The organism is Thermoflexibacter ruber, assembly GCF_900113045.1.
Lineage (GTDB): Bacteria > Bacteroidota > Bacteroidia > Cytophagales > Thermoflexibacteraceae > Thermoflexibacter > Thermoflexibacter ruber.
In genome coordinates this window covers 201517-227399 of record NZ_FONY01000001.1, presented here as the reverse complement: position 1 = coordinate 227399, position 25883 = coordinate 201517, and the positions used below count along the sequence as shown (strand labels likewise).

25 protein-coding genes are annotated in these 25883 nt (G+C 38.3%); 6 read left to right on the top strand and 19 right to left on the bottom strand.

What is annotated here, in order from left to right; all coding sequences use genetic code 11:
- The first annotated feature begins 152 nt into the window (after positions 1-152).
- Positions 153-398 (top strand): type B 50S ribosomal protein L31, encoded by a 246-nt coding sequence (locus BM141_RS00865; RefSeq protein ID WP_091538414.1) that lies wholly within the window; start codon positions 153-155, stop codon positions 396-398.
- A 95-nt stretch (positions 399-493) separates the two neighbouring features.
- Here the strand turns inward: BM141_RS00865 and BM141_RS00860 are convergent, their stop codons facing one another.
- The 13 genes from BM141_RS00860 to BM141_RS00795 form a co-directional block, all read right to left on the bottom strand.
- A complete protein-coding gene (locus BM141_RS00860) occupies positions 494-1408 on the bottom strand; it encodes a DNA-methyltransferase (protein WP_091538413.1) in 915 nt (304 codons plus the stop codon).
- 417 nt (positions 1409-1825) lie between these two features.
- The gene (locus tag BM141_RS00850; RefSeq protein ID WP_091538410.1) at positions 1826-2047 is read right to left on the bottom strand and encodes a hypothetical protein; all 222 of its coding nucleotides are present in this window, start codon (positions 2045-2047) and stop codon (positions 1826-1828) included.
- Positions 2037-2657: a ThaI family type II restriction endonuclease gene (locus tag BM141_RS00845; protein ID WP_091538408.1), complete on the bottom strand. Its 621-nt coding sequence runs from the start codon at positions 2655-2657 to the stop codon at positions 2037-2039. Before BM141_RS00845 ends, BM141_RS00850 begins: the two co-directional genes overlap by 11 nt.
- Before the next feature lie 55 nt (positions 2658-2712).
- Positions 2713-3249, bottom strand: coding sequence for a YcxB family protein (locus BM141_RS00840; RefSeq protein WP_143090736.1), 537 nt, complete (start codon positions 3247-3249; stop codon positions 2713-2715).
- A 157-nt stretch (positions 3250-3406) separates the two neighbouring features.
- Positions 3407-3862, bottom strand: a complete 456-nt coding sequence (locus BM141_RS00835) for a hypothetical protein (protein ID WP_091538407.1) — start codon at positions 3860-3862, stop codon at positions 3407-3409.
- Positions 3852-4259, bottom strand: coding sequence for a helix-turn-helix domain-containing protein (locus BM141_RS00830; protein WP_091538405.1), 408 nt, complete (start codon positions 4257-4259; stop codon positions 3852-3854). The genes BM141_RS00835 and BM141_RS00830 overlap by 11 nt, the downstream gene beginning before the upstream one ends.
- 4 nt (positions 4260-4263) lie before the next feature.
- Positions 4264-4800 carry a hypothetical protein gene (locus tag BM141_RS00825; RefSeq protein WP_091538403.1) on the bottom strand — a complete coding sequence of 179 codons (537 nt, stop codon included), beginning with the start codon at positions 4798-4800 and terminating at the stop codon, positions 4264-4266.
- 145 nt (positions 4801-4945) lie between these two features.
- Positions 4946-5803, bottom strand: coding sequence for a carboxylating nicotinate-nucleotide diphosphorylase (gene nadC / locus BM141_RS00820; protein WP_091538401.1), 858 nt, complete (start codon positions 5801-5803; stop codon positions 4946-4948).
- Between the two features lie 29 nt (positions 5804-5832).
- Positions 5833-7170: a gliding motility-associated protein GldE gene (gene gldE, locus BM141_RS00815; protein WP_143090735.1), complete on the bottom strand. Its 1338-nt coding sequence runs from the start codon at positions 7168-7170 to the stop codon at positions 5833-5835.
- Between the two features lie 24 nt (positions 7171-7194).
- The gene (locus BM141_RS00810) at positions 7195-7650 is read right to left on the bottom strand and encodes a single-stranded DNA-binding protein (protein WP_091538397.1); all 456 of its coding nucleotides are present in this window, start codon (positions 7648-7650) and stop codon (positions 7195-7197) included.
- Positions 7651-7736: 86 nt separating this feature from the next.
- Positions 7737-8867 carry an A/G-specific adenine glycosylase gene (mutY, locus tag BM141_RS00805; protein WP_091538395.1) on the bottom strand — a complete coding sequence of 377 codons (1131 nt, stop codon included), beginning with the start codon at positions 8865-8867 and terminating at the stop codon, positions 7737-7739.
- Positions 8864-10387: an outer membrane protein assembly factor BamB family protein gene (locus BM141_RS00800; RefSeq protein WP_091538393.1), complete on the bottom strand. Its 1524-nt coding sequence runs from the start codon at positions 10385-10387 to the stop codon at positions 8864-8866. The genes mutY and BM141_RS00800 overlap by 4 nt, the downstream gene beginning before the upstream one ends.
- On the bottom strand, positions 10368-11045 hold the full coding sequence (locus BM141_RS00795) for a Uma2 family endonuclease (protein ID WP_091538391.1): 678 nt from the start codon (positions 11043-11045) through the stop codon (positions 10368-10370). The genes BM141_RS00800 and BM141_RS00795 overlap by 20 nt, the downstream gene beginning before the upstream one ends.
- A gap of 144 nt (positions 11046-11189) precedes the next feature.
- On the opposite strand from BM141_RS00795, the gene hisG reads away from it, so the two are divergent.
- The gene (gene hisG / locus BM141_RS00790) at positions 11190-12050 is read left to right on the top strand and encodes an ATP phosphoribosyltransferase (protein ID WP_091538389.1); all 861 of its coding nucleotides are present in this window, start codon (positions 11190-11192) and stop codon (positions 12048-12050) included.
- Positions 12051-12105: 55 nt separating this feature from the next.
- On the opposite strand, the gene BM141_RS00785 is transcribed toward hisG, so the two are convergent.
- Positions 12106-13116, bottom strand: a complete 1011-nt coding sequence (locus tag BM141_RS00785) for a sugar phosphate isomerase/epimerase family protein (RefSeq protein WP_091538387.1) — start codon at positions 13114-13116, stop codon at positions 12106-12108.
- 273 nt (positions 13117-13389) lie between these two features.
- Here BM141_RS00785 and BM141_RS00780 point away from each other — a divergent pair, with 273 nt between their 5' ends.
- The 4 genes from BM141_RS00780 to argS all read left to right on the top strand — a co-directional run bounded on the left by BM141_RS00780 (position 13390) and on the right by argS (position 19418).
- Positions 13390-14535: a Gfo/Idh/MocA family protein gene (locus BM141_RS00780; protein WP_091538385.1), complete on the top strand. Its 1146-nt coding sequence runs from the start codon at positions 13390-13392 to the stop codon at positions 14533-14535.
- A 21-nt stretch (positions 14536-14556) separates the two neighbouring features.
- Positions 14557-15480: an alpha/beta hydrolase gene (locus BM141_RS00775; RefSeq protein ID WP_091538383.1), complete on the top strand. Its 924-nt coding sequence runs from the start codon at positions 14557-14559 to the stop codon at positions 15478-15480.
- A gap of 21 nt (positions 15481-15501) precedes the next feature.
- Entirely contained in the window at positions 15502-17460 is a 1959-nt protein-coding gene (locus BM141_RS00770; RefSeq protein WP_091538381.1) for a glycoside hydrolase family 97 protein, read from the top strand.
- A 128-nt stretch (positions 17461-17588) separates the two neighbouring features.
- Complete coding sequence (argS, locus tag BM141_RS00765; protein WP_091538379.1) at positions 17589-19418, top strand: arginine--tRNA ligase; 1830 nt, start codon at positions 17589-17591, stop codon at positions 19416-19418.
- Positions 19419-19730: 312 nt separating this feature from the next.
- On the opposite strand, the gene BM141_RS00760 is transcribed toward argS, so the two are convergent.
- The 5 genes from BM141_RS00760 to BM141_RS00740 all read right to left on the bottom strand — a co-directional run bounded on the left by BM141_RS00760 (position 19731) and on the right by BM141_RS00740 (position 25747).
- The gene (locus BM141_RS00760; RefSeq protein ID WP_091538377.1) at positions 19731-20816 is read right to left on the bottom strand and encodes an Ldh family oxidoreductase; all 1086 of its coding nucleotides are present in this window, start codon (positions 20814-20816) and stop codon (positions 19731-19733) included.
- Positions 20817-20991: 175 nt separating this feature from the next.
- Positions 20992-23376, bottom strand: a complete 2385-nt coding sequence (locus tag BM141_RS00755) for a T9SS type A sorting domain-containing protein (protein WP_091538375.1) — start codon at positions 23374-23376, stop codon at positions 20992-20994.
- Positions 23377-23404: 28 nt separating this feature from the next.
- Positions 23405-23824 (bottom strand): hypothetical protein, encoded by a 420-nt coding sequence (locus BM141_RS00750; protein WP_091538373.1) that lies wholly within the window; start codon positions 23822-23824, stop codon positions 23405-23407.
- Positions 23825-23960: 136 nt separating this feature from the next.
- Complete coding sequence (locus tag BM141_RS00745; protein WP_091538371.1) at positions 23961-25304, bottom strand: dihydrolipoamide acetyltransferase family protein; 1344 nt, start codon at positions 25302-25304, stop codon at positions 23961-23963.
- 32 nt (positions 25305-25336) lie between these two features.
- A complete protein-coding gene (locus BM141_RS00740) occupies positions 25337-25747 on the bottom strand; it encodes a molybdenum cofactor biosynthesis protein MoaE (RefSeq protein ID WP_091538369.1) in 411 nt (136 codons plus the stop codon).
- Positions 25748-25883 lie beyond the last annotated feature (136 nt).

The window sequence follows — 25883 nt, the reverse complement described above, 5'->3', positions numbered from 1 at the left end:
ATTAGGCAAAAGTAAGATAATTATTTTTCAAAAATGCACTAAAATTATAGGCAAAACAAAAAACTTTTGCTAATAAATTTGATATGTAGGCAGAAAAGACTAATTTTGCACCCTGATTTAAAAGTTTCAAGGGGTAACAAATTCTCATAGTCATGAAAAAAGATATTCATCCAAATTACAGAGAGGTCGTATTCTTAGATACATCAAGTAATTTTAGCTTTATTACTCGCTCTACCGTAGAAACTAAGGACACTATTACCTTAGAAGACGGTAAGACCTATCCATTGGTGAAAGTAGAAGTAAGCTCTGCTTCACACCCATTTTATACAGGTAGCAAGGCTAACTATGTAGCGGCGGCAGGTAGAGTAGAAAAGTTCAACAAGAAATACAAAAAGTAATTTTTTTATTTTCCTCTCGTCATAAGCGAGAGGAAAAATTTTATCTACTTATCTTCTTCTAAACCCTTCCAACATCTCGTATCGTCTGCAAGGCTTTACTTATTTTCTTCTTCTGAAAATTCTAATTTTGTTTGGTTTAGATACGGTAGTATTCTATTTTCTGCCAACTTGACGTATTCCTCTGATATTTCATAACCTACAAATTTACGGTTATTTTTGAGGGCTGATACTGCACTCGTACCACTGCCCATAAAGGGGTCTAAGATAACATCATTCTCGAATGATAATAGCTGTATCAATCTATGAGGCAATTCTTCAGGAAAAGGTGCAGGGTGTCCTATCTTTTTTGCGCTTTCAGGGTTCATTGTCCAAACAGATTTTGTCCATTCCATAAATTGCTCTTTGGCAATGGTGCTTTTCTTATCTTTGCTATCCCTTTTGTAATCGCCTTTGGAAAATATTAAAATATATTCGTGTGTATCTCGCAAAACAGGATTAGAAGCAGACATCCAACTGCCCCACGCCATCGAGACTCCTGCCCCTGCCCCCTTCTGCCAAATAATTTCGCCACGCATATTGAACCCCATTTTTATCATCATTTGTGAAATATGGTCAGATAAGGGAATATAAGGTTTCCTTCCCAAGTTAGCTACATTGATACAAGCACGCCCTCCATTTATTAATACTCTGTATGTTTCTTTGAATACTTTATATAGCATTTCTAAATATTCTGATAAAGATAAATCTTCATCATATTCTTTGGTAACGTTATAGGGCGGAGAGCTTATCATTAAATGAATACAGTTGTCAGGTAATTCCTGCATATTCTCAGCGTTACCCAAAATGATTTTATTTTCGTATATTTTTGGTAATAGATTCTCCTCTGTAGAGAGTTTAATAGTTGGACTTACTTCTATATATAATTTTGATTTATAAAACTGTTCTGAATTATGATTAATCCGCGAACCTGTACCAAAACTACTTGTTGATGAACCATTATGATTTTTCATTAGTTTAAACTTAGTGTAATCACCTGTCTTAATTGATAAGAATACCGAATGTAGATTCTTTTGTTCGTAAAAACTTTGCTACTAAGCAAACTTCTTTTCTTTGAAGGTTTATAAAAGCTATCAATCATGTCCTGTACTATTCCACATATAAAATCAATACTTTTCTCTGAGGTATTTTTACTAATGATTTCGTTTTCAGAAAGCATTTGCTGAAAACTTTTTTTGGGTTTATGATACCATTGATGAAATACATACAGAACTTCCCACAGTTCAGTATCATTAATCTTAAAATTAACCTTTAATTTGGTTTTTAGATTCATAGAGCAAAATTCTACTTTCTTCATAAAAATAAATTTTAGTTTGTTTTACAAAACAAGAAAATGTTTCTAAAAGAAACAAATATTTCTTTTAGAAAATTTAGCTATTTAAAATTTGCTCAAACTCTTCTTTCTTCTGTTGAAAAAAACGCTCTAATTTCTCTATTTCTAATATACCAAAATCAACTTTACCGTTTAGTCGTTTACTAATCATAGAACGATAAGAGGAATTAACTTGTTCTTTTCCCCAAATAATTTCTATCAGAAAAGCCTGACTAAAACCTTGGCAGGCTTTCCGAATAAGGTCTTGTTTATTCTTCATTGTCCCAAAGTTCAATCCAGCGTTCAAAAGCATCAAACTCAATGCGTCCTTTTTGCCAATTTATGGATATTTTTAGTGTTTCGCTATGTTTTACTAAAAATTTCAGTGCTTTTCCTCTCATTTCTACTCCTCTTGGATTTGTACCTGCTTTGGGTAATTTGATGTATTCTGCCCTACCCATTTGCTCAAATATCTCTAACTGTACACTTTTAGGAATGCAATACAATCCTCCCTGCCTTTCCCAATAAATATGTTCAAAAATCATATCACAACTTGGCACATATTCCGTGCTAAATTTAACAGCACTTTCAGCATCTACCGTCCAAACCAATTTTAATCCATTTAATGAATTAGATAATGTTTTGATAGAAAAAGGTTTATCAAACACATAAACATCAGCTTCTGGTTCTGTGATAGGAATATCTGTTTTTACATTCTGTTCCCCAAACTTATAAATGAGCAAGGCAACCAATATTCTTTCTCTTAAAGAACCAACTTCCATGCCTACTTTCCCCCCTCTCATAGTTTCCAACTCTGCTATTTGAAAAAGTTTAGGTAGTTTTTCTTGAATTTTCTTTACTGTCGTTTGGTCTGTAAATAAGCTATCTATTGTTGTTTTTATTAAGGATTACTTTGTGAATATATGCTTACCATTTTTGAACGCTTTATTTCTTTCCTTCCACTTTGTTTTCTTCTGTTGCTTGCTCTTTTCCTTTGATAGGAGTGGTAATCAAACCCTTGCGTCTGAGCAGGGTGTCCATGAACTTGAGCTCGAGTTCGCCTTTGAATAGGTCAAAAGGAAGATGAATGAACTGCGCTCTGGAAATAGTCAAAATAAAAGCATCTTTGGTTTTTTCTGCTTTTTTGATTTTGTCCCAAGTAATCTGGCTGCCTTCTTTGGTATTGATTTTCATGAGTATTTGGCGGCTATCTATCTCATAAGAAAATTTCTCAAAGAGCATTTTATACTGGTCTAATTGGGTAATGGCGGTAAATTGTATGTACCAAAAACCCAAGTAAAGTACGACGAGCAGTATGGTAATAGAAAAGCACCACCAAAAAGCCCCACTGATGAAAATAGGCAAAAGCATAATAGCCAAAGGCACAAACCACACCCACCAAAATTCCTTCAGTACGCTTTTTAAGCACATATTGATATATTGCTTTTTAGGAAGTCCGTATTTTTTTGTTTTAATAACCATTTTGTAAAATTTATGAGTTTTAAAGTTTGAAGTAGTTATGAATTATAAGTTATAAATTACGAACCAATGCAAGTGATTGATAATTAGTAATTTGCGTAAATAATTATAATATAAATTAATTTTGCGTAGCTACTAATAATGAATATTTTTATCATTTTTATTTATTGTAAAGAAGTTTAGTTGGATTGATAATAGGTAATACAAAATTTTGTAGTGCCGTTCCTTGAAACCTTGTCAAAAGAATTCCTCGTGCAGTAGAATAGGTTACAGAGGAGAGAGCATTGGCTAAATCTGGGTGTAGTTCAATCAAATTATTTGTGTCGAGCTTTGCCAGCTCCTGTAAGTTTTCAACGTGGTAAATGAAAACCAAATGAAAATTTCCAGTGGCTTCTTTAGGGTTTTGACCTTTACTTTTCGTTCTTATTTCAATCGTAAAATCTGTTTTTACAAGTTTCTCATCGATGTTAAAACCTAATTGTAAAGAATTATCTAAATAATGTCCTTCTACTTTTTCTGCGTCAAAATCTTCAGGTACCTCTACCTGACTTTTTACTATCTTAAACTCAACGATAGTGATGTTTTCAGGGTCAAATATATGATTGTTATCCAACATTGCTCAATAGATTTAATTCATCAGTCTGTTGAAGCTTAATAATTTTTAATGGCTCTACAGATGCGATTTTTTTATAGACAACAAAGGTATGTAGGCTACGGCTATAGCCATTGATAAATGAGGCTTGGTTTTTTCGCTTAGGAACTTCTAATAATGGTTCACCAAGCTCAGCCGATAATTTTGCCAGTGAACGTAGTGTGAAATTATGCTCTCCATTCAACCATTTAGAAACTTCAGATGGCTTTTTATCAAGTTTTTCTGCTAATTCCTTTTTTGTGATTTTATTTTCACGCAATAGCTGATTGATGCGGACTACTAAGTCTGCATACCAATCTACAAAGATTTCTACATCTTTGGGAGTGTTTTTCAACAACCTATCTACTGTTTGGCTTCTCATTGTCTTATAGTATTATGTCTGTTGTTCCATCAAAGTTTTGCAAATACCTTTCATCACTTGATATTTCAATCATATCCAATTGCAGTGCTTCTTCAATTTTTTTGACAAAGGTTTGTGCTTCATAAAACTTTACACTTAAATTTTTACTTTCCTGTACTGAATCAGCATCTTTAATACCTCCATTGAAAAGAACAACGATTTGTTCACTTATGCGGTAACAAAATAGTCTAAGCGGAAAATTGATACCTAAGTCTTTTATTTCTTCTACCCATCCTTTGGGTTTGGGTGGTAATGCTTGTGCCTTATTTTCTGCTCTGTCAAAAAAGTCGTCGGTTGCGCCATATCTATTACCAATACTTTCAGTTATCAATCGGAATAATTGTAATGCCTTCTCCTCGAGTGGATTTCCTGATGCAGCATAGGTGTCAAAAAATCTGTCAGTTTCTGATGGTGCATCGTCTTCATTCGTAATCCACCTGACGGTATAGAATGTACAAATGTTTCCTTCATCATACCATATTTCTATTGCAAATTTATTCACTTATAACTGAATTACGCAAATTTTTGTTTCACTTTTAAGTTAATTGCTCGTGGTTTATATTTAGCTATCAGAATTGGACAATATTGCGATTTATTAAGCTACCTTACCTTTCATTGTTGCAACCAATTCATTCTATTGAATCTTATCAAAATGCTTTCAAACTCAAATCTACGGCTTTGGCAGAGTGAGTCAGCGCACCCATAGAAATAAAGTCGACTCCGCAAGCGGCAACAGCTGGCAGGTCTGCTAACTGCAAACCTCCCGAAGCCTCTGTCAGGTATTTGCCATCGATGAGCTTTACAGCTTCTTTCATCATTTCCAAAGACATATTGTCCAGCATAATTACTTCTATCCTGCCTACTTGCATGGCTTCTCTGACTTCTTCTAAGTTGCGGGTTTCTACTTCTATGCGTAGGTCTTTTCCTATTTTTTCCTTGTAAGCGATGGCGGCTTTGATAGCGTTGCTCACTCCTCCCGCATAGTCTATGTGGTTGTCTTTGAGCATTATCATGTCGAACAAGCCAAATCTATGGTTTTCTCCCCCTCCTATTTTCACTGCCCATTTTTCCATTAGGCGAAAGTTCGGTGTGGTTTTGCGTGTGTCTAAGACCTTGGTTTTTGTCCCAGCTAAAGCATTAACGGCTTTTCGGGTTTGGGTCGCAATAGCACTCATGCGCTGCATGCAGTTTAACACTAATCTTTCTGCCGTCAAAATGGATTGGGCTTTCCCTGCGACTACAAAAGCTACTTCCCCCTTTTTTACCTCAGTTCCGTCTGAAATAGCAATGTTTAGCTGTAATTCAGGGTTTACTCTCTTGAAAATACGCTCTGCCAAAGTTACTCCTGCTAATACACAGTCTTCTTTGACCAACAAGCGAGCCTTGCGGACAGCATGAGCGGGGACGGCAGAAAGTGAAGAATGGTCTCCTTCGCCCACGTCTTCTTGCAATGCCCTGTCTATAAATTGATTAATTGACTCGGAAGTAAGGTAATCGTATTTCATGCCACAAAGTTAAGAAATCTGCATTACTTTTATGCTTTTGTGTCTTTCAAAGTAATCTTTACCGTCTTAATGCGTTTTTTATCTGTTGCTATGACGGTAAAAATAAATTTGCGATAGCGTTTTTTCTCCCCAACGCGAGGCATACGACCAGAAAGTTCTAATAGTAATCCCGCTAAAGATTCGCTTTCTCCTTTGACTTCGTTGAAATAGTTAGGTTCTACATTAAGGATTTTGCAGAGGTCATTGATAGAAGTTTTGCCGTCAAAGGTATAGTTGGAACTATCCACTTTATTAAAAGCTAAGTCGTGTGTGTCGAACTCATCATTGATATCGCCAATGATTTCTTCTATAATGTCCTCTAAAGTAATCAATCCACGAGTGCCGCCGTACTCATCTACTACGATTGCCATGTGAACGCGCCTTGCTTGGAAATCTCGCATGAGGTCGTCTATTTTTTTGTTTTGAGGGATAAAATAGGTATCTCTGCGAATAAGTGTACGCCAATCAAAGTCCTCATTTTCCTCTATGTAAGGCAAGACATCTTTGATATAAAGAATACCCTCAATTTTGTCTAAATTTTCTCTATACACAGGCACGCGAGAATAACCTGTATGATTAATAGCCTCTATAAGTTGGTGAAAGTTCATTTCTATATCAAAAGCACTGATGTCTATGCGTGCTTGCATAATTTGCTTGGCGGAGATAGTCCCGAAATTGACAATTCCTTTGAGAATTTCTTTTTCTTCAGAGGTAGTCTCTTCGCTATTGGTAGTCATTTCTAATGCCTCATGCAGTTCATCTACAGATACTTGGTAGCCTTTTTTCTTAACAATTTTTTCTATTAGCACTCCCATTTGCATTAGAATCCATGAAAAAGGACTAAGTACTTTGTTAAGAAAGTTCATAGGACTGGCAGCAATGCGGGCTACTATAAAAGCTTTTTGCCCTGCTATTACTTTGGGCATCACCTCGCCAAAAAAGACAATAAGTACAGTGATGATAATTGTTAGAATAAAAATTTCCAGTCCTTGTCCTTCGTGTTCATCTATTACTCCAAGCATGAGGTAGTTAGAAATAGTTGCAATACTTACATTAACTAAGTTATTCATTATTAGTATAGTAGCTAATAACTTATTTGGATTACTTAGTAGATTAGCAATATTTCTCTCGGCTTTGTTTTCGCTATTGCGGCATTGGAGGAGCTGTTGGGGGGTCAGAGAAAAAAAACTCAACTCGGAGCCAGACATAAAGCCTGAAGCACCAAGCAGTAAAATAATCACTATGATTCCAATAGGCAATACCACCATCATTTCGCTGGGCGACATGGTGAGTAGGTCTGCTAAGATATTTATATGAAAATCGTCCAAAATAGTGTTAAAACTTAGTTTTTACTAAAAAGGCAAGTCGTCAGGTTCAGTAGCAGGGGGGATTTCCTCATTTACCGTACTTCCCACTGGTGTTTTAATCGCATAAGGAGGTTCTTCCATAGGTGGAGGAGGGATGTTGCTACTGCCTCCACTACCCCCTTTGGGCGTAAGCATATTCATCGTATCTGCTACTACTTCAGTAACGTATTTTTTTATTCCGTCCTGCTCGTAGCTTCTGGTAGTAAGTTTGCCCTCGATATACACCTTATCGCCTTTGTGCAAATATTTTTCTGCTACTTCGGCTAAGCCTCTCCAAAGCACGATGTTATGCCATTCTGTTTTTTCCTGTGGATTTCCGTCCTTGTCTTTGTAGCGTTCGGAGGTTGCCAAAGAAAAAGTAGCTACCGCTACCCCATTTTCAGTCCTTCTCACTATGGGGTCTTTGCCCAAATTGCCCAAAAGAATTACTTTGTTTACCATATCTTTTTTTTGAGTAAATTTTAACCAACAAAATTAAAATAATCTTTCCACTTAACAAGTGTTAAATATACGTAAATCTTATATATTTAAAAATTTTCCTTCAAATAATTTACTATCAGGATAGGTTTAGGAAGGTGGTTTATCTCTGCTAAGGTGTAAAGTTGCAAATTATTCTCCTCTCTTAAAACTTTTGCAACTTCTTGTGAATGAAGTTTTAAATGAATGAACTTCGCTGAGATTTGCTGGTGAGTCAAGATATGCTTGTAAGGTTTTGATTCTCGCTGAATCGTGATTGCTTTGAGCATCTCATCTTGATTGTCTAAGGCTTGTCCGCTTCGCATACTCAGCAAACCCACCTCTCCCAAATGCTCATAGATACTTGTCATCAATGGGAAATGTATATGATTGAGTTCGTTTTCTTCTAACAAGGTAAAGTCGTACAAACCTTGCCAAATATCACCTTCTTTTCTCATTTTCATCATGAGCTTATTTTCAAATTCAAAAACTAAATAATTGAAATTGCGGTATTTAGTTTTGATTTTTTTGATTTTTATGGGCAAGGTTTCTTGCTTTTTTTGAGCAAATGCAAGGCATTTGTCCGCAAAAATACAATGAGGGCAGTCAGGCGAAGTGGGTTTGCAATACACTGCCCCAAACTCCATGATTGCTTGGTTATAGACCGCACTTTTACCTTTGGGCAACAGTGCATTTGCCAATTCATTAAAAATCTTTTGCCCTTTATGACTGCTAATGTCCTCCTCTATGCCAAAAATACGCGCCAATACCCTGAATACATTGCCATCTACTACGGCGACATCCTCCCCAAAGGCAAAAGAAGCAATAGCTGCGGCGGTATAGTTGCCTACGCCTTTGAGTTGGAGAATTTCTTGGTAAGAAGTGGGGAACAGACCGTTCCATTTTTCTACCACCATTTTGGCACTGTAATGCATATTGCGAGCGCGGGAGTAGTAGCCCAACCCTTGCCATAGTCTTAATACTTCCTGCTCCTTCGCATCTGCCATGTCTTGGATGGTAGGGAAGGTTTCTATGAATTTTAAATAATAGGGAAGTCCTTGATTGACACGTGTTTGCTGTAAAATAACTTCTGAAAGCCAAATGAAGTACGGATTGTTGGTATCTCTCCAAGGCAGGTTGCGTTTATTCTGCTCATACCATTGTATCAATCGTTCTGCAAAGTCAAAAGAATCAGAGTTCATTGGTTTATTTTTCTTTTTTCTTTAAAAATTCCGTTGTATTGCCTGCCCATGTAGCTTCCCCACAAAATATTTTCAGGTTTCAAATGGCTTAGTTCTACCCGTCTAATGTTGAATCTGAGAGGAATACTGTAAAATGCACTTTCTGGGTCATGTTCTTTTTCTACCGCTCCTGCCAAATAAATAATGTCGGTCTTGCCGTTATTGTCCATATCTCCTACCCAAGGCGTTGATGCCCAATTCGTTCCTTTGAGCAAATCCAAGGGGATAGTTTGCTGATTTTTAACCTCTATGCAAACTAACTTAGTAACAGGTAAATTCTCTTCGTTTTGTTGGTTAAAAGTCAGCAATACCTCTGAAAATCCGTCATTATTTAGGTCTATGGAAAGAGGGGAAGTAAAAGAAAAGCCATTGCCTTGCAAATCTACTTGATAAATAAATTTTCCTGTTTTTCCGTCAATAACTGCTGTTTTGATGATATTTTTGAAAGAGGGCCAAGTGCCAATGCTAAAATTGATGAAAAAGTCAGGTATATCGTCTTCGTTGAAAAAGCCCACAGCAGGTTGATTATAGGCTTCTGTGCCTTCAAGACTTACTTGCCAAAGCAACTGATTGGTTTTACCGTCAATCGCAATGGTTTTTCCCTCTACCAAATTTTGCACGATGTCCAATACCCCGTCTTGAGTAATATCTACTAAAACAGGTGGAGCAATCACCCCTTTTTGATTAGTTTTGAAAAGTACCTCTGCTTTTGATATATCATTATTTAAGAGGTCTTTTAGTGTAGTTTTGTACAAATGCCCAGCAATAGTTTCTCCACCTGTACCAAAAATAATAGTGGGATTATCTTTTTCTACATCAAAAATGAGAGGGGAAAGGTAAGTTTCTTTGCCGTCTGGCATATCGGCTTGGGCAATAATTTTTTTATCTTTACTACTGATAATTAGTAATTTGCCCACAGGTCGGTTAGGATTATCCGCCCTCAGTGTAGCATCTCCCCCGTTGGCTATGAGCAAGTCTTTGTATCCGTCTGCATTTTGGTCAGGAATGAGTTGGGGAGTGGTAAAATTGAACCAGCCTAAGTTTTTGGGAACGTGGGCATCATCTGTTTGCAGAAATTCCCAAATTAGCTCGCCTGTTGCTCCATTGATAGCTTTGAGTTCGGCGGAGCGTCCCCCAATGAATACTTCTGGTACTCCGTCCCCTGTAATATCATAAAAAATCGCAGAGCCAACTACCTGATTGCGTGCAGGCTGATGCCAAAGTCTTTTCCCTGTTTTTCCGTCAAGGGCTAATACTCCCACATCAGTATAAATCCATTCACCGCTCCCTGTACCTACTACGATGTCTAAAATGCCGTCTTTATTCAAGTCTATGGTTCTTGGCGAGGAGTAAGCGGTAGTAACAGGGTAAACGGCTTCCCACAAAACTACATTTTCTTGGAAAGAGGGCTGACAAGAAAGAAAAAGAAGATGAACAAGAGTAAGGTAAGCAACTGTTTTTCTATGCTTTGGTTTCTTCATTGGTTTGTTCAAATACAACGCCTTCGTAAATATCTTTTAGTTTAATTTCTGTGTTTATAAATTTTAGTGTAAAAGTATCCTCTAAGTTATTTAAAATTTCCTGCTCCCACTTGTTTTTTGCAAGGCGTTGGAAAACATTAATTTGTACTTCAAATTGGGAGATAATAATGTAGGCTTGTAAGCTCTCTATTTGCTGATACTCTGTGAGTTTGTCAGATTTGTCTTTGGCTTGGGTGGACTTAGAAAGTACCTCAAAAATAGCCAAAGGATTGAGGATTTGATGTAGTTTATTGCGTTTTTCTTCTTTTTCACTTATCAAAATAATATCTGGATTTCTTCCTCTATTGAGTTCAGGAATGGCCACAGTGGTAGCTTGGGAATAAATTATTAGTCCAAGTCGTTTTGTGATTATGAACAAATTACCATACAAATTGGTAACTATTCGGTCGTGTTTTTGTGTAGGCATTTCAAATATAGTAGTTATTTCTTTTTCTTCAAAATCTTTGCTAAGCACATAGTCAATGAGGCTATCATCTACGGCTTTCATGCTTTGTACAGGAACGATTAGCCCATCTACATATTCAAACAAGCCAAAATCATTCATTCTTTCGCAGAACAACGCATAGTCTTCCAAAGTATATGTTTTAGTAAGTATCATAATGACAAAATTAAAAGTTTGATTACCCTACTTTATTACTATGCAATTTAGTAATTTTTCTATTTAATTAAAAAGCAAGGATTGGTTTTCTGTTTTAAGTCTTACTTTTGCAGTCTGAAAAACCTAAGGTAAAACTTTAAAAGAATGAATGACATACTTAGAATCGCTGTTCAGAAGTCAGGAAGACTCAGCGAGGACTCTTTTGCCCTTATCAAAGAATGTGGCATCGACTTCCAAAATGGGATTGGACAGCTCAAAGCACAAGCAACTAACTTTCCCGCAGAATTTTTACTGTTGAGAGATGATGATATTCCGGGCTATGTAGCTGATGGTGTGGCGGATATAGGAATAGTAGGGGAAAACGTCATGTTAGAGAAAAGCAAAGACACAGAGGTAGTCCACCGCTTAGGATTTAGTAAATGCCGTCTTTCTATCGCTATTCCCAAAAATGAGGAATACAAAGGCATTAAAGGTTTAGAAGGAAAGAGTATAGCTACTTCTTATCCCCGTATCTTGCGGCATTTTTTAGAAGCCAATCAAGTTTCGGCTGATATTCACGAAATTAGTGGCTCGGTAGAGATTGCTCCAAGTATAGGTTTGGCAGAGGCAATTTGCGACTTAGTGAGTTCAGGAAGTACTTTGTTTACCAATGGTTTAAAAGAGGTGGAAGTAGTGCTTAAATCTGAAGCGGTGCTTATCAGGCAAAAAAACTTATCAGAAAGTAAGACAAATCTATTGGACAAACTCCTTTTCAGGATAAAATCAGTGCAAAATGCAAGAAAGAATAAGTATATTCTCTTGAACGCTCCTAAAAGCAAAGTGGAAGAAATCAAAAAACTTATCCCGGGAATGCGTAGCCCTTCCCTCATGGAATTAGCTGACAAAGACTGGGTTTCTATGCACTCTGTTATCAATGAAAACGATTTTTGGAATGTCATAGAGGCATTGAGAGCTGCAGGCGCGGAGGGCATTCTGGTTGTACCCATTGAGAAAATGATTTTATAAAAAATTACAACCAATAAGAGGTTTCTATCAAACTTATTGGTTGTAATATGAAATATTAGCTTAGCTCGGCACCTACTTTTTCCAATAATTTCTTAGTTGCTCTTACTCCTTCTTCTTCTGAAAGTTCGTTACCTTCGTATTCTATACCTATATGACCCGTATAACCTGCATTTTTCACGATTTGGAGCAGTCTGCGGTAGTCCATATTTGCCTCATTCCCTTCTGCATCAAAAACATTGGACTTAGCACTCACTCCTTTGGCAAAAGGCATCATTTCTTCTACGCCCTTGTAGCGGTCATACATATTCTCACAGCCCTGCTTCCAGTCATCATTTTTGTATTTCATACAAAAATTACCAAAGTCGGGGAGCGTACCACAGTTAGCTTTTCCAACAGATTTCATGACATTGGCTAACCAAGCACCATCAGAAGAGTAGCTTCCATGATTTTCTACAATGACATTGATGCCTACTTTTTCAGCAAATTCGCTCAATTTGCCTAAGCCATCTATTGCCGCCTTAGAAACCTCCTCGGCGGTGCCTTTGCCGTAAGCGTTCACGCGAATAGAATGACAGCCTAAGAATTTCGCCGCTTCTACCCACTGGTAGTGATTTTCTACTGCTTTCATGCGCTCTTTGGCATCTGTTGAGCCTAAAAAGCCTTCTCCATCAATCATAATCAGTACGTTAGTAACGCCGAGGTCACCAGTGCGTTTTTTCAGTTCCGTCAAATAAGCGGTATCTTTGGCTTTGTCTTTGAAAAACTGATTGACATACTCCACAGCATCTATCCCAAAATCATTTTTTGCCTTAGCGGGAAAGTCTAAATTGTCTAACTTTTTGTCAAAGAGCATCTTATGCAAAGACCACTCTGCCAAAGAAATCTTAAAGAAAAGGGGCTTATTGGCTGTTTCCATAGTCGTTTGATTTGCTGTTGTATCTTTTGAGTTCTCTTCATTATTGGCTTGTGTGCCGCTACCGCAGGCAGACAAGAAAGTAGGCAAAATAAGAGCAGAGCCTGTATAGCCCATCATTTGTCTAAGGAATAAACGTCTTTCATTTTTCATTTTCAATTAGTTATTTAGTGTTACACAAAAAAATTAAAATTACAAAACTTGGCTTAAAGGTAGATGAAAATAGTATCTTTTTTAAAATTTTCTACTTTGAATTTGAAAATTATTTTCCTTTCTGATTTTTGATGTATAGTGCTATTTTTATAATTGTTGTTTTTCTTTTTCTTAAAATAAACTGCTTTTGATTATATTTTTTCTAAAAAATCATAATATTTGTAAGAAAACTAAACTTATTACCAATCAAAAAAAACTTAAAGTAAAGCGAAAATGAAAAAATTGAAAGTTGCCGTAGCAGGAACAGGTTTTATAGGTCCTGCACACATCGAAGCCCTAAGAAGACTCCCTGACGTAGAAGTAGTTGGACTGACTGACGTAACCCCAGAAATAGCCAAGCAGAAAGCCGAGCAGTTAGGAGTAGAAAAAGCATACGCTAACTACGATGAGTTGCTAAAAGATGACCTCGACTGCGTACATATTTGCACACCTAATTTTTTGCATTATGAAATGGCAAAAAAAGCCTTAGAAGCGGGAAAAAATGTAGTCTGCGAAAAGCCACTTTCTATGACTATCAAAGAAGCGGAAGACTTGGTAGCTATAGCAGAAAAAACAGGTTTAGTCAATGCGATTCACTTCAATTTGCGCTACTATCCGCTTATCCGCCAGATGAAAACCATGCGAGAGAAGGGAGATTTGGGAGAAGTATATTCGGTCATCGGTTCTTATTTGCAAGATTGGCTTTACTACGATACCGACTATAACTGGCGATTAGAACCCGATAAGTCAGGCGACTCAAGGGCAATTGCTGACATCGGTTCGCACCTTATCGACTTAGTGGAGTACATCACGGGTTTAGAGATAGTGGAAGTCATGGCAGACTTTAATACTGTTCATAAAATACGCAAAAAGCCACTCAAACCCATAGAAACTTACTCAGGAAAAATGCTTCAGCCAGAGGATTACGCCGAAGTACCCATCAATACAGAAGATTATGCTACTGTACTCTTGCGTTTCAACAACGGCAATAAGGGCGTAGTAACAGTAAGCCAAGTTTCCGCAGGACGTAAAAATAGGGCAAGTTTGGAGATAGCGGGAGGAAAACAAACCTTTGCTTGGTGTTCTGAAATGCCTAATGAAATGTGGATAGGCAAGCGAGAAACTTACAACGGTGTACTTATGCGCGACCCTTCGCTCATGTACCAAGAAAGCAGAGAATTAGTTTCCTTCCCAGGAGGGCATAACGAGGGATTCCCTGATACTTCTAAACAACTTTTCAAAGAAGTTTATAAAGCTATCAAAGAAGGCAAGCAACCCGCGCATCCTCTTTTCCCTACTTTTAAAGATGGATTAAGAGAAATGATACTTTGCGAACGCATTGTAGAAAGTCATAAGAAACAAGCATGGGTAAAAATCTAATCACCTTAAAATGAGATTTTTATGAAAAAAATATTATTCCTTGTCTTATGGGTAGGTACAAGTCTGATAGTTTATGCCCAGCAGGATTCCTTGTTGCTGTACCCAGATGGTGTACCCGGAGCAATTCCTTTGAATATTCCAGAAAAGGTAACGGTCAATCCCAACGACGGCGTAACTATTACCACCGATATTCAGCAACCCAAACTGTTTGTATATCGCCCTCAAAAGCCTAACGGGGCATCAGTGCTAATTTGCCCTGGAGGTGGTTATTATGTACTTGCCATAGACCATGAAGGACATCAACTTGCTAAGTGGTTCATAGAAAGAGGCGTCACTGCTTTTGTGCTTAAAAATCGCCTTCCTGACGAAAGGTTGATGACTGAAAAGCACATTAGACCGCTCCAAGATGCCCAACAAGCCCTAAGAATCATTAGGAAAAATGCTAAAAAGTGGAACTTGGACACTAACAAAGTAGGTATCATGGGCTTCTCCGCAGGGGGACACTTAGCAGCCACTGTAGGTACGCGTTTTCAGAAGCAAGTAGGCGAAATTACAGACAATACGCTTAGTGTAAGACCTAACTTTATGATACTCATTTATCCTCTTATCTCCTTTCGCATAGGCACAGATAGGCTCAAAGGAATACAGGATAAACTACTTGGCAAAGAGGCAAACGAACTGCTGATAGACGAGTATTGCCTTGATAAGCAAGTAACCAGCGAAACGCCTCCTACTTTTATTGTGTACGCAAGCGACGACTCTCTCAATCCCGAGCATGGCATTGTTTTTTACAGAGAATTGCAAAAAAACAAAGTCCCCGCTGAGTTGCACATCTACGAAAAAGGAGGACATGGCTTTAGCCTGTCAAAGAAAAATAGAGGACACGTAGAAGCGTGGGACAGGGAAATGGAAGGCTGGCTTAGAGATAGAAAATTGATTGAATGAACATAAAAAAACTAAATAAAAATGAAAAACTTATTTTTTACTATTTTATGTGTTCTTTTCGTGGCAGTGGAAGGTTTTGCTCAACAATCTTTTACCCTAAATTCACCTGATAATCGATTGACAGTCAAGGTAGAAATAGGTGAAAAAATCACTTATACGGTAGCTATCAAAGGGCAGGAAATTACCGCTCCTTCGTCTGTTTCCATGACTTTGGACAACGGAACAGTGTTAGGCACAAAACCTAAGCTAAAAAATTCTAAAAATCAAGCCATTAACCAAAGCATCAAAACCATAGCTTACAAGCGAAGCCTCATAGAGGACAAAGCCAATGAGTTACAGTTAGATTTTGGAGATTTTGGGCTAAATTTCAGAGCATATAGCGAAGGTATTGCTTACCAATTTACTACTAAGTTCAAAAATAAAATCAAGGTAAAAAATGAGGAGTTTTCTCTCAACTTGAAAGAAGATGCCTTGCTAAATGCCTCGCTGTTAAATACTTTTTGGTCATCTTACGAGCAGTTCTACGACCAAGTAAAAATCTCTGAAATTCCTAACGACAAGTTTAGCTACCTTCCTTTACTTGTCAATCTAAGCAACGGTGTAAAAATAGGCATCACAGAAGCCGATTTGTACGACTATCCAGCCGTGTATTTGGGTAAAAATAAAAATGTAAGCCACTCTTTATTAGGAGTTTTCCCAGCCTACCCTACCAAAGAAGAAATAGGGGGGCATAACAATTTTGGAATAAAGGTAGTAGAAACTGCCGACTACCTTGCTGATGTGCAAGGTACGCGTACTTTCCCTTGGCGAATTTTATTCATTGCAGATGAGGATAAGCAACTACTTGACAGCGACTTGGTTTACAAGCTATCTCGCCCTGCCTCCCAAGATTTTTCTTGGGTAAAAACAGGTAAAGTAGCATGGGATTGGTGGAACGACAACAACGTCTATCATGTCCCTTTCCAAAGCGGTATCAACATGGCGACTTATCGTTACTTTATTGACTTTGCGGCAGCTAATGGCATAGAGTATGTCAATTTGGACGAAGGTTGGTCTGAGCAGTTCGATTTGACCAAGCTAAAAAACGACATCAATGTAGAAGAATTGGTCAAGTATGGCAAGGCAAAAAATGTGGGCATATTCCTTTGGTGTGTTTGGCACGTCTTGGACAAGCAGCTGGCAGAGGTCATGCCCTTATTCGAGAAGTGGGGAGTCAAGGGCTTAAAAGTGGATTTTATGGACAGGGACGACCAAAAAACCATGAATTTTTACCAGAGAATTGCAGAGGAATGTGCCAAAAGGAAAATCTTAGTCAATTTTCATGGAGCAACTAAACCTACGGGCATGAATCGGGCTTATCCTAACATCATTAACCACGAAGGCGTAAGAGGCTTAGAGTATAACAAATTTGCCCAAGACGGTACTACCCCCGACCACGCCGCTCAGCTTCCTTTTATCAGAATGTTAGCAGGTTACATGGACTACACGCCCGGTGCTATGCACAATGCCCAGAAAAAAGACTTTAAAACACTTTTCTCTCGCCCTATGAGTCAAGGCACACGCTGTCATCAGTTAGGCTTGTATGTAGTCTTAGAAGCTCCCTTGCTTATGCTTTCAGACTCCCCTACGGAATACTTAAAAGAGAGAGAAAGTTTAGATTTTATTGCTTCTGTACCTACTACTTATGAGCAGACCGTTGCCTTAGACGGCAAAGTAGGCGAATACGCAGTCATCGCAAGGAAGCAAAACGAGGTCTGGTATGTAGGTGGCATAGCTAACTGGGAGGGTAAAGAGATAACATTGAATTTCAATTTTTTAGGAGAGGGAGTATATAAAGCCATTATCTTTACAGACGGAGTAAATGCCGATAGAGTAGGCGAGGACTACCAAAAGAATATCAGGTCTGTTACAAAAACTACTCAAATGAAAATAAAAATGGCAAAAGGAGGAGGCTTTGCCATGCGGATAGAAAAGATGTAGGCACAAAACTTTATACTTCCCTACATCTTTTTCTCACAAATACCCCTAAATTTGCAAGGAAAACATACGCTTTTAAAGTGTATGTTTTTTTTTAGTTTTTAGCAAACAGATTTTAGCTTAGTATAGACATGAATATAGAATTGGACATCGCTCAGTTAATCGCAAAGGGAATCAAAGCAACCTTTCATCAAGAAATTGCACCAGAGGAACTTACGATACAACCTACCAAAAAAGAATTTGAAGGGGATTTCACCTTAGTAACTTTTGCACTTACCAAATCTTTGAAAAGAAAGCCAGAGGAGATAGGAGAAGCCTTAGGCGAGTATGCAAAAAATAACAGCGAATTGATTGCTAACTATAACGTCATTAAGGGCTTCTTGAACTTAAAACTTTCTGAAAGTTTTTGGTTACAGACCTTAGCAAGCATTACCCATACCAAAGACTATGGCAAAGCCCCCTTTCACGGCACTAAGGTCATGGTAGAGTATTCTTCTCCTAACACCAACAAACCCTTGCACTTAGGGCATTTAAGAAACAACTTTTTGGGTTACTCAGTCGCCGAAATCCTCAAAGCAAGTGGATACGAGGTCATGAAAACTAACTTGGTGAATGACAGAGGAATACATATTTGCAAGTCTATGCTTGCCTACAAAAAATTTGGGCAAGGAGAAACTCCCCAAAGTGCAGGCATCAAAGGCGACCACTTAGTAGGGAATTACTATGTAATTTTTGATAAAGAAAATAAAAAGCAAATAGAGCAGTTAGTAGCTCATTATCAAGCTGAAACTCCCAATGAGGACATAGAAAAACTCAAAGAGAAAGCAGGAAAAAATACGCCTTTAATTCTTGAAGCACAGGAAATGCTCAGAAAATGGGAGGAGGGCGACAAAGAAACAGTGGATTTGTGGAAAAAAATGAATGGCTGGGTGTACGAGGGTTTTGAAGCAACCTATAAAATGATGGGGGTGAGTTTTGACAAAATCTATTATGAATCAAACACTTATCTACTTGGGAAAAATGTGGTAGAGGAAGGTTTGGAAAAAGGTATTTTCTTTAAGAAGGAAAATGGATCCGTCTGGATTGACTTGAAAGAGGAAGGGTTAGACGAAAAATTGGTCTTGCGGGCTGACGGAACTTCGGTCTATATTACCCAAGATTTAGGAACTGCCGATTACAAGTATGCAGACTTCCCTATGGAAAAATCTATTTATGTGGTTGGCAATGAGCAAGATTATCATTTTAAAGTACTGTTTACCATTCTGAAAAAATTAGGGCGAAACTATGCCGATGGAATGTATCACCTCTCTTATGGCATGGTCGAGTTGCCTTCGGGAAAAATGAAATCGAGAGAAGGCACGGTAGTAGATGCTGATGATTTGATAGAAGAAATGATAAGCATTGCAGAAACTCGCACCAAAGAGTTAGGGAAAATAGATGATTTTTCAGCAGAAGAAGCCAAAAATTTGTATAGAATGTTGGCTTTGGGTGCGCTCAAATACTACTTGCTCAGAGTCGACCCAAAGAAAACCATGCTCTTTAATCCAGAGGAATCTATTGACTTTCAAGGAGATACAGGGGTTTATATCCAATACATTCATGCTCGTATCTGCTCTCTGCTAAGACGCGCAGAAGTACTCAATATCGATTACAACTTAGCTAACATTCCTAATGCCCAACAAGCTATCAAACTACACCAAGTCGAAATAGAACTGATTAAACTCATTGCTTCTTTGCCTAAAAAAATCAAAGAGGCAGCAGAGGAATATGCCCCTTCGGTGATGGCAGATTTTGCTTATACGCTTTCCAAAGCATACAGCAAGTTTTACAACGAACTTTCTGTGTTCAATGAACCTGATGAGGCGAGTAAAAGTATGCGCTTAGCCCTCTCTGCCGAAACTGCAAAGGCTATTAAAACGGCTATGGGGCTGATAGGGGTAGAAGTGCCAGAGAGAATGTAAGAAAGGGTATAAAAATTTATAAAGTGTTTTATTTTTTATTAGATTTGTAAAATAAAAAATGGGTGATGATTCCAATTGTATGATGGTATTTTATCTACCTGTTCTCAATTTGATGAGAAAAGTATTTGTTGAATAAAAATCTGTGTTTATCAGCCCAATCCGTATTATCGGTGTTCTATTTGGGAACACTGATGACACAGATTGTACCGATGAAAACGGATTTTTTTAACACATAAAATTATCATACATTTGAAAGTTCCACCATAATTTCATGGCAGAAATATACAAACTTTTTCTTAGTTTTGCAAGTACCTAAATAGTTACTATTTTTTCTATGCCCATTCTTTCTGCCAAATCTCGCAAATCCGTTACTACAGACTCGACAACTGGAATGCCATTTTCCAGTCTTTCAGTTTCCATTTCTCGTTCAGGGTCGCCGGGGATAAGTACTTTGTCATAGCCATCAGCTGGTTTAGTTGCTCTGAAGCGATTTATCCATTTGTCCATATTAGCCTTAAATTCCTCAGCAGGACGGAAAGCATCTATACGCATAGCCCCTAAGAAGTGTCCTAAACCCAGCCCTACAGGGTCAGACGGCAAGGGCAAAAAACTAACAAAGGGAGGCGCCCAAGGTCCGTAATTTGCTCCAGAGAAAACCGCAGAAAAAATATCTACAATCGCTCCTAAGCAGTAGCCTTTATGACTACCATGCTCCCTATCACTTCCCAAAGGCAATAAAGCCCCACCATGTTTGAGTTCATGAGGATTGGAAGATGGCTGCCCTTTTTTATCTTGAATCCAGCCCAAAGGAGCCTCTTGGTTTTTGCGTTGTAAGATTTCTAACTTCCCATTAGCGGCGGTAGTAGTAGCAAAATCTGCTACAAAAGGAGGCTGATGCAAGGCAGGAATGGCTACTGCTATTGGATTAGTGCCTAACATTCTTTCCACAGCAAAAGTAGGGGCGACCAAAGGACTTGCATTGGTCATGGCAATGCCTATCATATCATTTTTGACTGCTTTTAGCGTATGGTAGCCTGCAATCCCAAAATGATTGGAGTTTCGCACCGCCACCCAGCCTGTCCCTGCTATTCTTGCCTTTTCTACGGCTATTTCTATGGCTTTGGAAGCGATGACCAAACCCAAGCCAGCATCGCCGTCAAGGGTAGCGGTAGAGGGGGTTTCATGCACTATTTGGATATGAGGACGAGCATTGATTCGCCCTGCTTCCCATAAGCGTACATAACCAGAAAGCCTTGCCACTCCATGAGAATCAATACCTCGCAAATCTGCGGCAACCAATGCCTCAGCGGCTAATTCTGCATGCTCGGTGGGACAACCCATTTTGAGGAAAACTTGGTAGGAAAGATTTTTTAGGGTTTCGTATGAGAAAATTTCCATGATGTATGATAAGATTGAAATTACCTAAGCTATTTTTAGACTTCAAACTTATTCAAATCACTTTATATTTGAAAGATGAAAAGCAAAATATCATCTATATTTTATTAAGTGTAAACGAAATACGCCCGTAAGATTTTGTCAAATCATACAGGCGTACAAAATTTGCTGTTAGAACTTATTGTTCTATTACTAATTTTCTTCTTAGATTTTCCTTTTCTGTACTTACCTGTAAGAGGTACATGCCACCAGCCAAATTTACATTTAATTCGGTTTCCAGACTACCATCTACCTGTTGCAAAGTCTTCTGATAGACTACTCTACCACTGAGGTCTAACACACTGATTTGAGCATTTTTCCCTTTCAATTCGGAAATGGCAATACCAAAACTACCATTATTTGGATTAGGATAGAGTTTAAATATATTGTTTGAAGTTTCTTCTTCGATGCCTAAGATGATAGACGGGCGGGCAGAAACAGTGTTGGAAAAACCGCTACGTATATTGAAGTTTGTTAACAGAGCTACTACACGAAAATAATACGTAACACCATTTTCTAAGCCACTCACAACGAAAGAGTTATTGGTGGTAGTGCCTACTAATCTTTGGGCTGCACCATTAGAATACATGAAAACCTCGTATTGATTGGCAGAAGGAACATTCTGCCATGTCAAAATAACTTCTTTGCTACCCGCTTTGGCAGAAATTTCTGGTTCTAAAATGACCTCATTAGCATCTATTACATTGGTAATATGAATGTTAAATATTCTATCATAAGAGCCAAATGAACCAAAAGTACGCACCAATACATTGTATCTATTTCTTGCCTCAAAATCAAAGGACGTAGAGGCTCTCAGTTGATTATTATTGATATTAAAAAAGTTGTTATCCAACTGACCAGCAACGAGTGTATAGCTTGTAGCTTGAATACAAGGATTCTCAGTAGGAATACTTAGCGTACCAATTATACTATTTACTGCGTTGTTCTCTTGAATAGCATTATTGCTTAATATCAAATTATTCAAAGTAGCAGGTCTAAAGTTGCAGTTTCCACTTACACCGTTACCACTCATTACCCAATTAGAAGCACATGAAGAGAGCAGACTGAAATTGTTAAGTGTGCCATTGAAAACCACCCCAGAAGTTGCATTATTGGTAAGTGTTGTTCTACTGATGTTTATACCTCCTGCTATTCCTTGATTAAAATTGTAGTAGCTTAGTAGCCCTGGTTCATTACCACTTAGTTCACAATTTATAGTGCTTTTTATATCTGTTTCGCAGCGAGCATAATTCCATACTCTTACTTCGTCTAATAACCCATTCAGGTAACGCTGACCTGGTGCTATACTTGTAAAGCCAATATCAAAAGGACCGTTGGCAGTAATACTGCCTGCAATAGCGAGTTGGGCATCTAAATTTCCATTGACATACAAGCGCATCACTGCCCCATCGTAAGTGGCGGCGATATGATACCACTGTCCTGTGTTTAGCACGGTATTTCCATCTAATCTTTGATAGTTGCCATTGATAGACAAAGCAAATTGCGGCCTATTATTAGGTAGTGCCGCATCGCCTAAGCGAATAAGTGCAGCATTCCCAAGACTTGTTTCTACACCGATTAAAGAGGAAATAAATGGGAAGAAAGTTTGGAATTGTTTAGCATTAACCCAAGTTTCAAGTGTTATCTGATTACCTGATAAATTCATATTACCAACACTGACAAAATCATTGAATCCATCAAAATCCAAAGCGCGATTGCCAGTCATAGCAGTAGGTACGGCAGTAGTATTACAAGTACCACTTACACCATTTGTAGCACTACTTACCCAATTGGAAGTAGCTCCTGTAAGGGCAAAATTTTGTAAAAAACCATTAAATGTCATTCCAGAAGCAGTAGCATTACTTAATAAAGTGCTTACTGTGGTGTTGGTCCCCCCAGCAGTTCCTTGGTTAAAGTTGTAATAAACTGCCAAATTGCTTTCATCTCCTCGCAGTTCGCAGTTCATGGTTGCCATGATTTCTGCTTGTGTTCTTACTTTAGTCCATATCCTGAACTCGTCTATGGAACCCCTATGAAATACTCCTCCTCCGATGCCATCAGAGCCTAAAATTAACCCATTCAAATCCACATCAGGTCCATCAGAACTATTGATAGAAGCTACTAAAACACCATCAAGATAAATACCTCTGAAATTTCCATTATTCCCCTCTGAAACTAAGGCTACGTGAGTCCACTTGCCTAAATAAGGGGTATAATCAGCTGTAATGCGTCCATTGCCAACAGTATTACCATAATCCCAATACAAAATATTATCTATCCAAGGTGTATGAGAACTGATGCGATGAGTAGAGTTACTACCTAACATGAAGGAAGTAGAAACTTTGCCTGCATCTACTCTGTTCCAAAACTCGACTGTAATAGGACAACCTTTGCTTGACCAGTTGATATTTGGAATGACTACCCTGTCATCAACGCCATCAAAGTTCAAGCCTCGATTTTGACCATAAATAGGCAAAGAGAAAAAGCCTATTAGCAAGATAAAAAAGTAGAATATCTTTCTCATTTAATTTATAAAGTTTAAAGTATGTAAATTATGCTTTGATGAGTTCGATGCGGTAGGTAGTAGTTACTTTACCGGGAATATTTACTTCCCACTCAAAGACGAGTTTGTTAGCGGTACGAAGGTTTTTCAATTCTCTAACGATAACTGTTCCGTCAAAGATAATAGTGTTATTGCTTCCTTCCTTCCAATTTCCTAAAAGGGAAGGAGTAAAAATGACAGAGCCATCAGGATTGACAACTACATAAGTGCCGTTGTTTCTAAACTGAATAGTGAAGCGGTCGTACATTCCTCTTGGAGCTTCCTCATCACCAAATTTGGCATAAGTTACTTTCCAAGTTCCACCTCCTTCGTAGAGAATAGCGGCAAGGGTAGCATTTACTTTTTCGGAAGTACAGGCTGTCGTAGCTATTATCCCAAAAAGTAGCAAGGATAAAATGCTTTTTATCATATTTATATAATTAGGTTTATTAAATGTTTGTAATCTTACAACTTTTTTCTATAATCTTATGGATTTTGGGTTGAAAATATAAAAAAAAGGGTGTTTCGACTTTCGGACACCCTCTTTTTGTTTTACTTTTTCAAAATCAGATACTTTGTTTCACATCAAACTTTTCTAAATAATCTGCCACCCTACGGACAAATGAGCCACCCAAAGCCCCGTCAATAATTCTATGGTCGTAAGAGTGCGAAAGGAACATCATTTGGCGGATAGCAATGACATCGCCGTACTCGGTTTCTATGACCGCAGGCTTTTTCTGAATCGTTCCCAAAGACAAGATAGCCACTTGGGGTTGCAAGATGATAGGCGTTCCCATGACATTGCCAAAAGAGCCTATGTTCGAGACTGTATATGTCCCCCCAGAAAGCTCGTCAGGGGTAAGTTTGTTTTCTCTTGCTCTTTTTGCCAAGTCATTGACCTGCTTGGTCAAACCAAGTAGATTGAGTTGGTCTGCATTTTTGATAACAGGAACTATCAGGTTGCCACTTGGCAAGGCTACAGCCAGCCCGATATTGATGTCTTTCTTGACGATGATGTTATCGCCGTCTATAGAAGAATTGACCAAAGGATAGTCTTTCAGTGCTTTAACAACTGCCATGATGAAAATAGGCGTGTAGGTTAGGCTTACTCCCTCTCTTTCTTTGAGTAGCTTGGCATGGGCATTTTTCCAATTGACGATGTTGGTTACATCTGCCTCCACAAAAGAAGTTACATGCGGGGAAATACGCTTGGAGTCCACCATGCGTTGGGCTATCATCTTCCTCATTCGGTCCATCTCGATAATGTCCACATTTCCTGAGTAAGAAGCTGCGGGAGCCACAGGCTTAACTACTTCTACTTGTGGCTTTACTGTTTCTACTACAGGTGTTTTCTGAACGGTAGGTTCTTGTTTGGGAAGACTTGGCTGAGGAGATTTTTTCTTTGCCTCTACGTATTTGAGAATGTCATTTTTGGTTACTCTGCCTTCTTTGCCTGTGCCAACAATACGACTAAGTTCTTCGCTACTAATGCCTTCTTCCTTTGCAATGCTCATCACCAGAGGAGAGTAGAATCGACCCTCCACAGGGGCTGTAAGCAGTTGGGCAAGGTTTTCTGAAGTCATTGGCTCGTCTAATATCATGCTTTCTGCCAAGATTTTATGCTTCTCCTCCGCATGAGAGGGTAGGGTAGGGGAGGTTTCTGCCTTGCCTTCTGTCTGAATCAGAGCGATAGGCTTGCCAATAGGGACTACCTCGCCAACCTGTGCCAATATTTCGGTCAGAATGCCTGCATGAGTTGCTGGAATTTCAGTATCTACCTTGTCGGTGGCTACTTCTAAAACAGGCTCATCTTGCTCTATTTTATCACCTACTTTTTTTAACCAATTCAAAATCGTGCCTTCCATGACACTTTCGCCCATTTTGGGCATGACCATTTCCACTAATGCCATATATGTTGTTTATTTTAAGGTTTTTATTTATTCTAAGGATGCGCTGCTACCCATATTTCGCCGTTCTCATAGACCTCTTTTTTCCAAATCGGTACGTTTGCTTTGATGGTATCTATGATGTATTTGCAAGCCTCAAATGCCGCTTGTCTGTGAGGAGTAGCTACGGCAATGACTACCGCCGCCTCCCCGATTTGCAATATACCTTTGCGATGTACTACAGCATATTTGAGTATATTCCATTGCTGAGTTGCTTGACTGACAATCTCTTGTATCTTTTTAATCGCCATAGTATCGTAGGCTTCGTATTCCAGACGCACTACCTTCTTATCAGAGGTTTTACTGCGTACCGTGCCGATGAATATATCTACAGCTCCTGCCTCTTCGTGTTGGACAAAATCAAGCAAGTAGTTTACATCTATCTTATTTTCTGTGAGATAAATCATGCAAAAGTTATTATCAAAGTTTTAAACGGTAAAGATAGGAAAAGAATTGTTTTGTTGGAAACGCCAAAAGATTTTTCTATCTTAGTGTTTAGGATTTAAAGTAATACTTTAAAGGTACTAAAATAAAAAGTTGATT

Bases quoted from the DNA above. Each gene is read 5' to 3' on its own strand.
- BM141_RS00865 (WP_091538414.1), top strand. From the start codon at position 153: ATGAAAAAAGATATTCATCCAAATTACAGAGAGGTCGTATTCTTAGAT.
- mutY (WP_091538395.1), bottom strand. From the start codon at position 8,867: ATGAACTCTGATTCTTTTGACTTTGCAGAACGATTGATACAATGGTAT.
- BM141_RS00755 (WP_091538375.1), bottom strand. From the start codon at position 23,376: ATGAGAAAGATATTCTACTTTTTTATCTTGCTAATAGGCTTTTTCTCT.
- BM141_RS00810 (WP_091538397.1), bottom strand. From the start codon at position 7,650: ATGGTAAACAAAGTAATTCTTTTGGGCAATTTGGGCAAAGACCCCATA.
- BM141_RS00860 (WP_091538413.1), bottom strand. From the start codon at position 1,408: ATGAAAAATCATAATGGTTCATCAACAAGTAGTTTTGGTACAGGTTCG.
- BM141_RS00780 (WP_091538385.1), top strand. From the start codon at position 13,390: ATGAAAAAATTGAAAGTTGCCGTAGCAGGAACAGGTTTTATAGGTCCT.
- BM141_RS00795 (WP_091538391.1), bottom strand. From the start codon at position 11,045: ATGATACTTACTAAAACATATACTTTGGAAGACTATGCGTTGTTCTGC.
- BM141_RS00800 (WP_091538393.1), bottom strand. From the start codon at position 10,387: ATGAAGAAACCAAAGCATAGAAAAACAGTTGCTTACCTTACTCTTGTT.
- BM141_RS00745 (WP_091538371.1), bottom strand. From the start codon at position 25,304: ATGGCATTAGTGGAAATGGTCATGCCCAAAATGGGCGAAAGTGTCATG.
- BM141_RS00760 (WP_091538377.1), bottom strand. From the start codon at position 20,816: ATGGAAATTTTCTCATACGAAACCCTAAAAAATCTTTCCTACCAAGTT.
- BM141_RS00775 (WP_091538383.1), top strand. From the start codon at position 14,557: ATGAAAAAAATATTATTCCTTGTCTTATGGGTAGGTACAAGTCTGATA.
- BM141_RS00740 (WP_091538369.1), bottom strand. From the start codon at position 25,747: ATGATTTATCTCACAGAAAATAAGATAGATGTAAACTACTTGCTTGAT.
- argS (WP_091538379.1), top strand. From the start codon at position 17,589: ATGAATATAGAATTGGACATCGCTCAGTTAATCGCAAAGGGAATCAAA.
- BM141_RS00750 (WP_091538373.1), bottom strand. From the start codon at position 23,824: ATGATAAAAAGCATTTTATCCTTGCTACTTTTTGGGATAATAGCTACG.
- BM141_RS00835 (WP_091538407.1), bottom strand. From the start codon at position 3,862: ATGTTGGATAACAATCATATATTTGACCCTGAAAACATCACTATCGTT.
- BM141_RS00770 (WP_091538381.1), top strand. From the start codon at position 15,502: ATGAAAAACTTATTTTTTACTATTTTATGTGTTCTTTTCGTGGCAGTG.
- BM141_RS00785 (WP_091538387.1), bottom strand. From the start codon at position 13,116: ATGAAAAATGAAAGACGTTTATTCCTTAGACAAATGATGGGCTATACA.
- hisG (WP_091538389.1), top strand. From the start codon at position 11,190: ATGAATGACATACTTAGAATCGCTGTTCAGAAGTCAGGAAGACTCAGC.
- BM141_RS00840 (WP_143090736.1), bottom strand. From the start codon at position 3,249: ATGGTTATTAAAACAAAAAAATACGGACTTCCTAAAAAGCAATATATC.
- BM141_RS00850 (WP_091538410.1), bottom strand. From the start codon at position 2,047: ATGAAGAATAAACAAGACCTTATTCGGAAAGCCTGCCAAGGTTTTAGT.
- BM141_RS00830 (WP_091538405.1), bottom strand. From the start codon at position 4,259: ATGAGAAGCCAAACAGTAGATAGGTTGTTGAAAAACACTCCCAAAGAT.
- nadC (WP_091538401.1), bottom strand. From the start codon at position 5,803: ATGAAATACGATTACCTTACTTCCGAGTCAATTAATCAATTTATAGAC.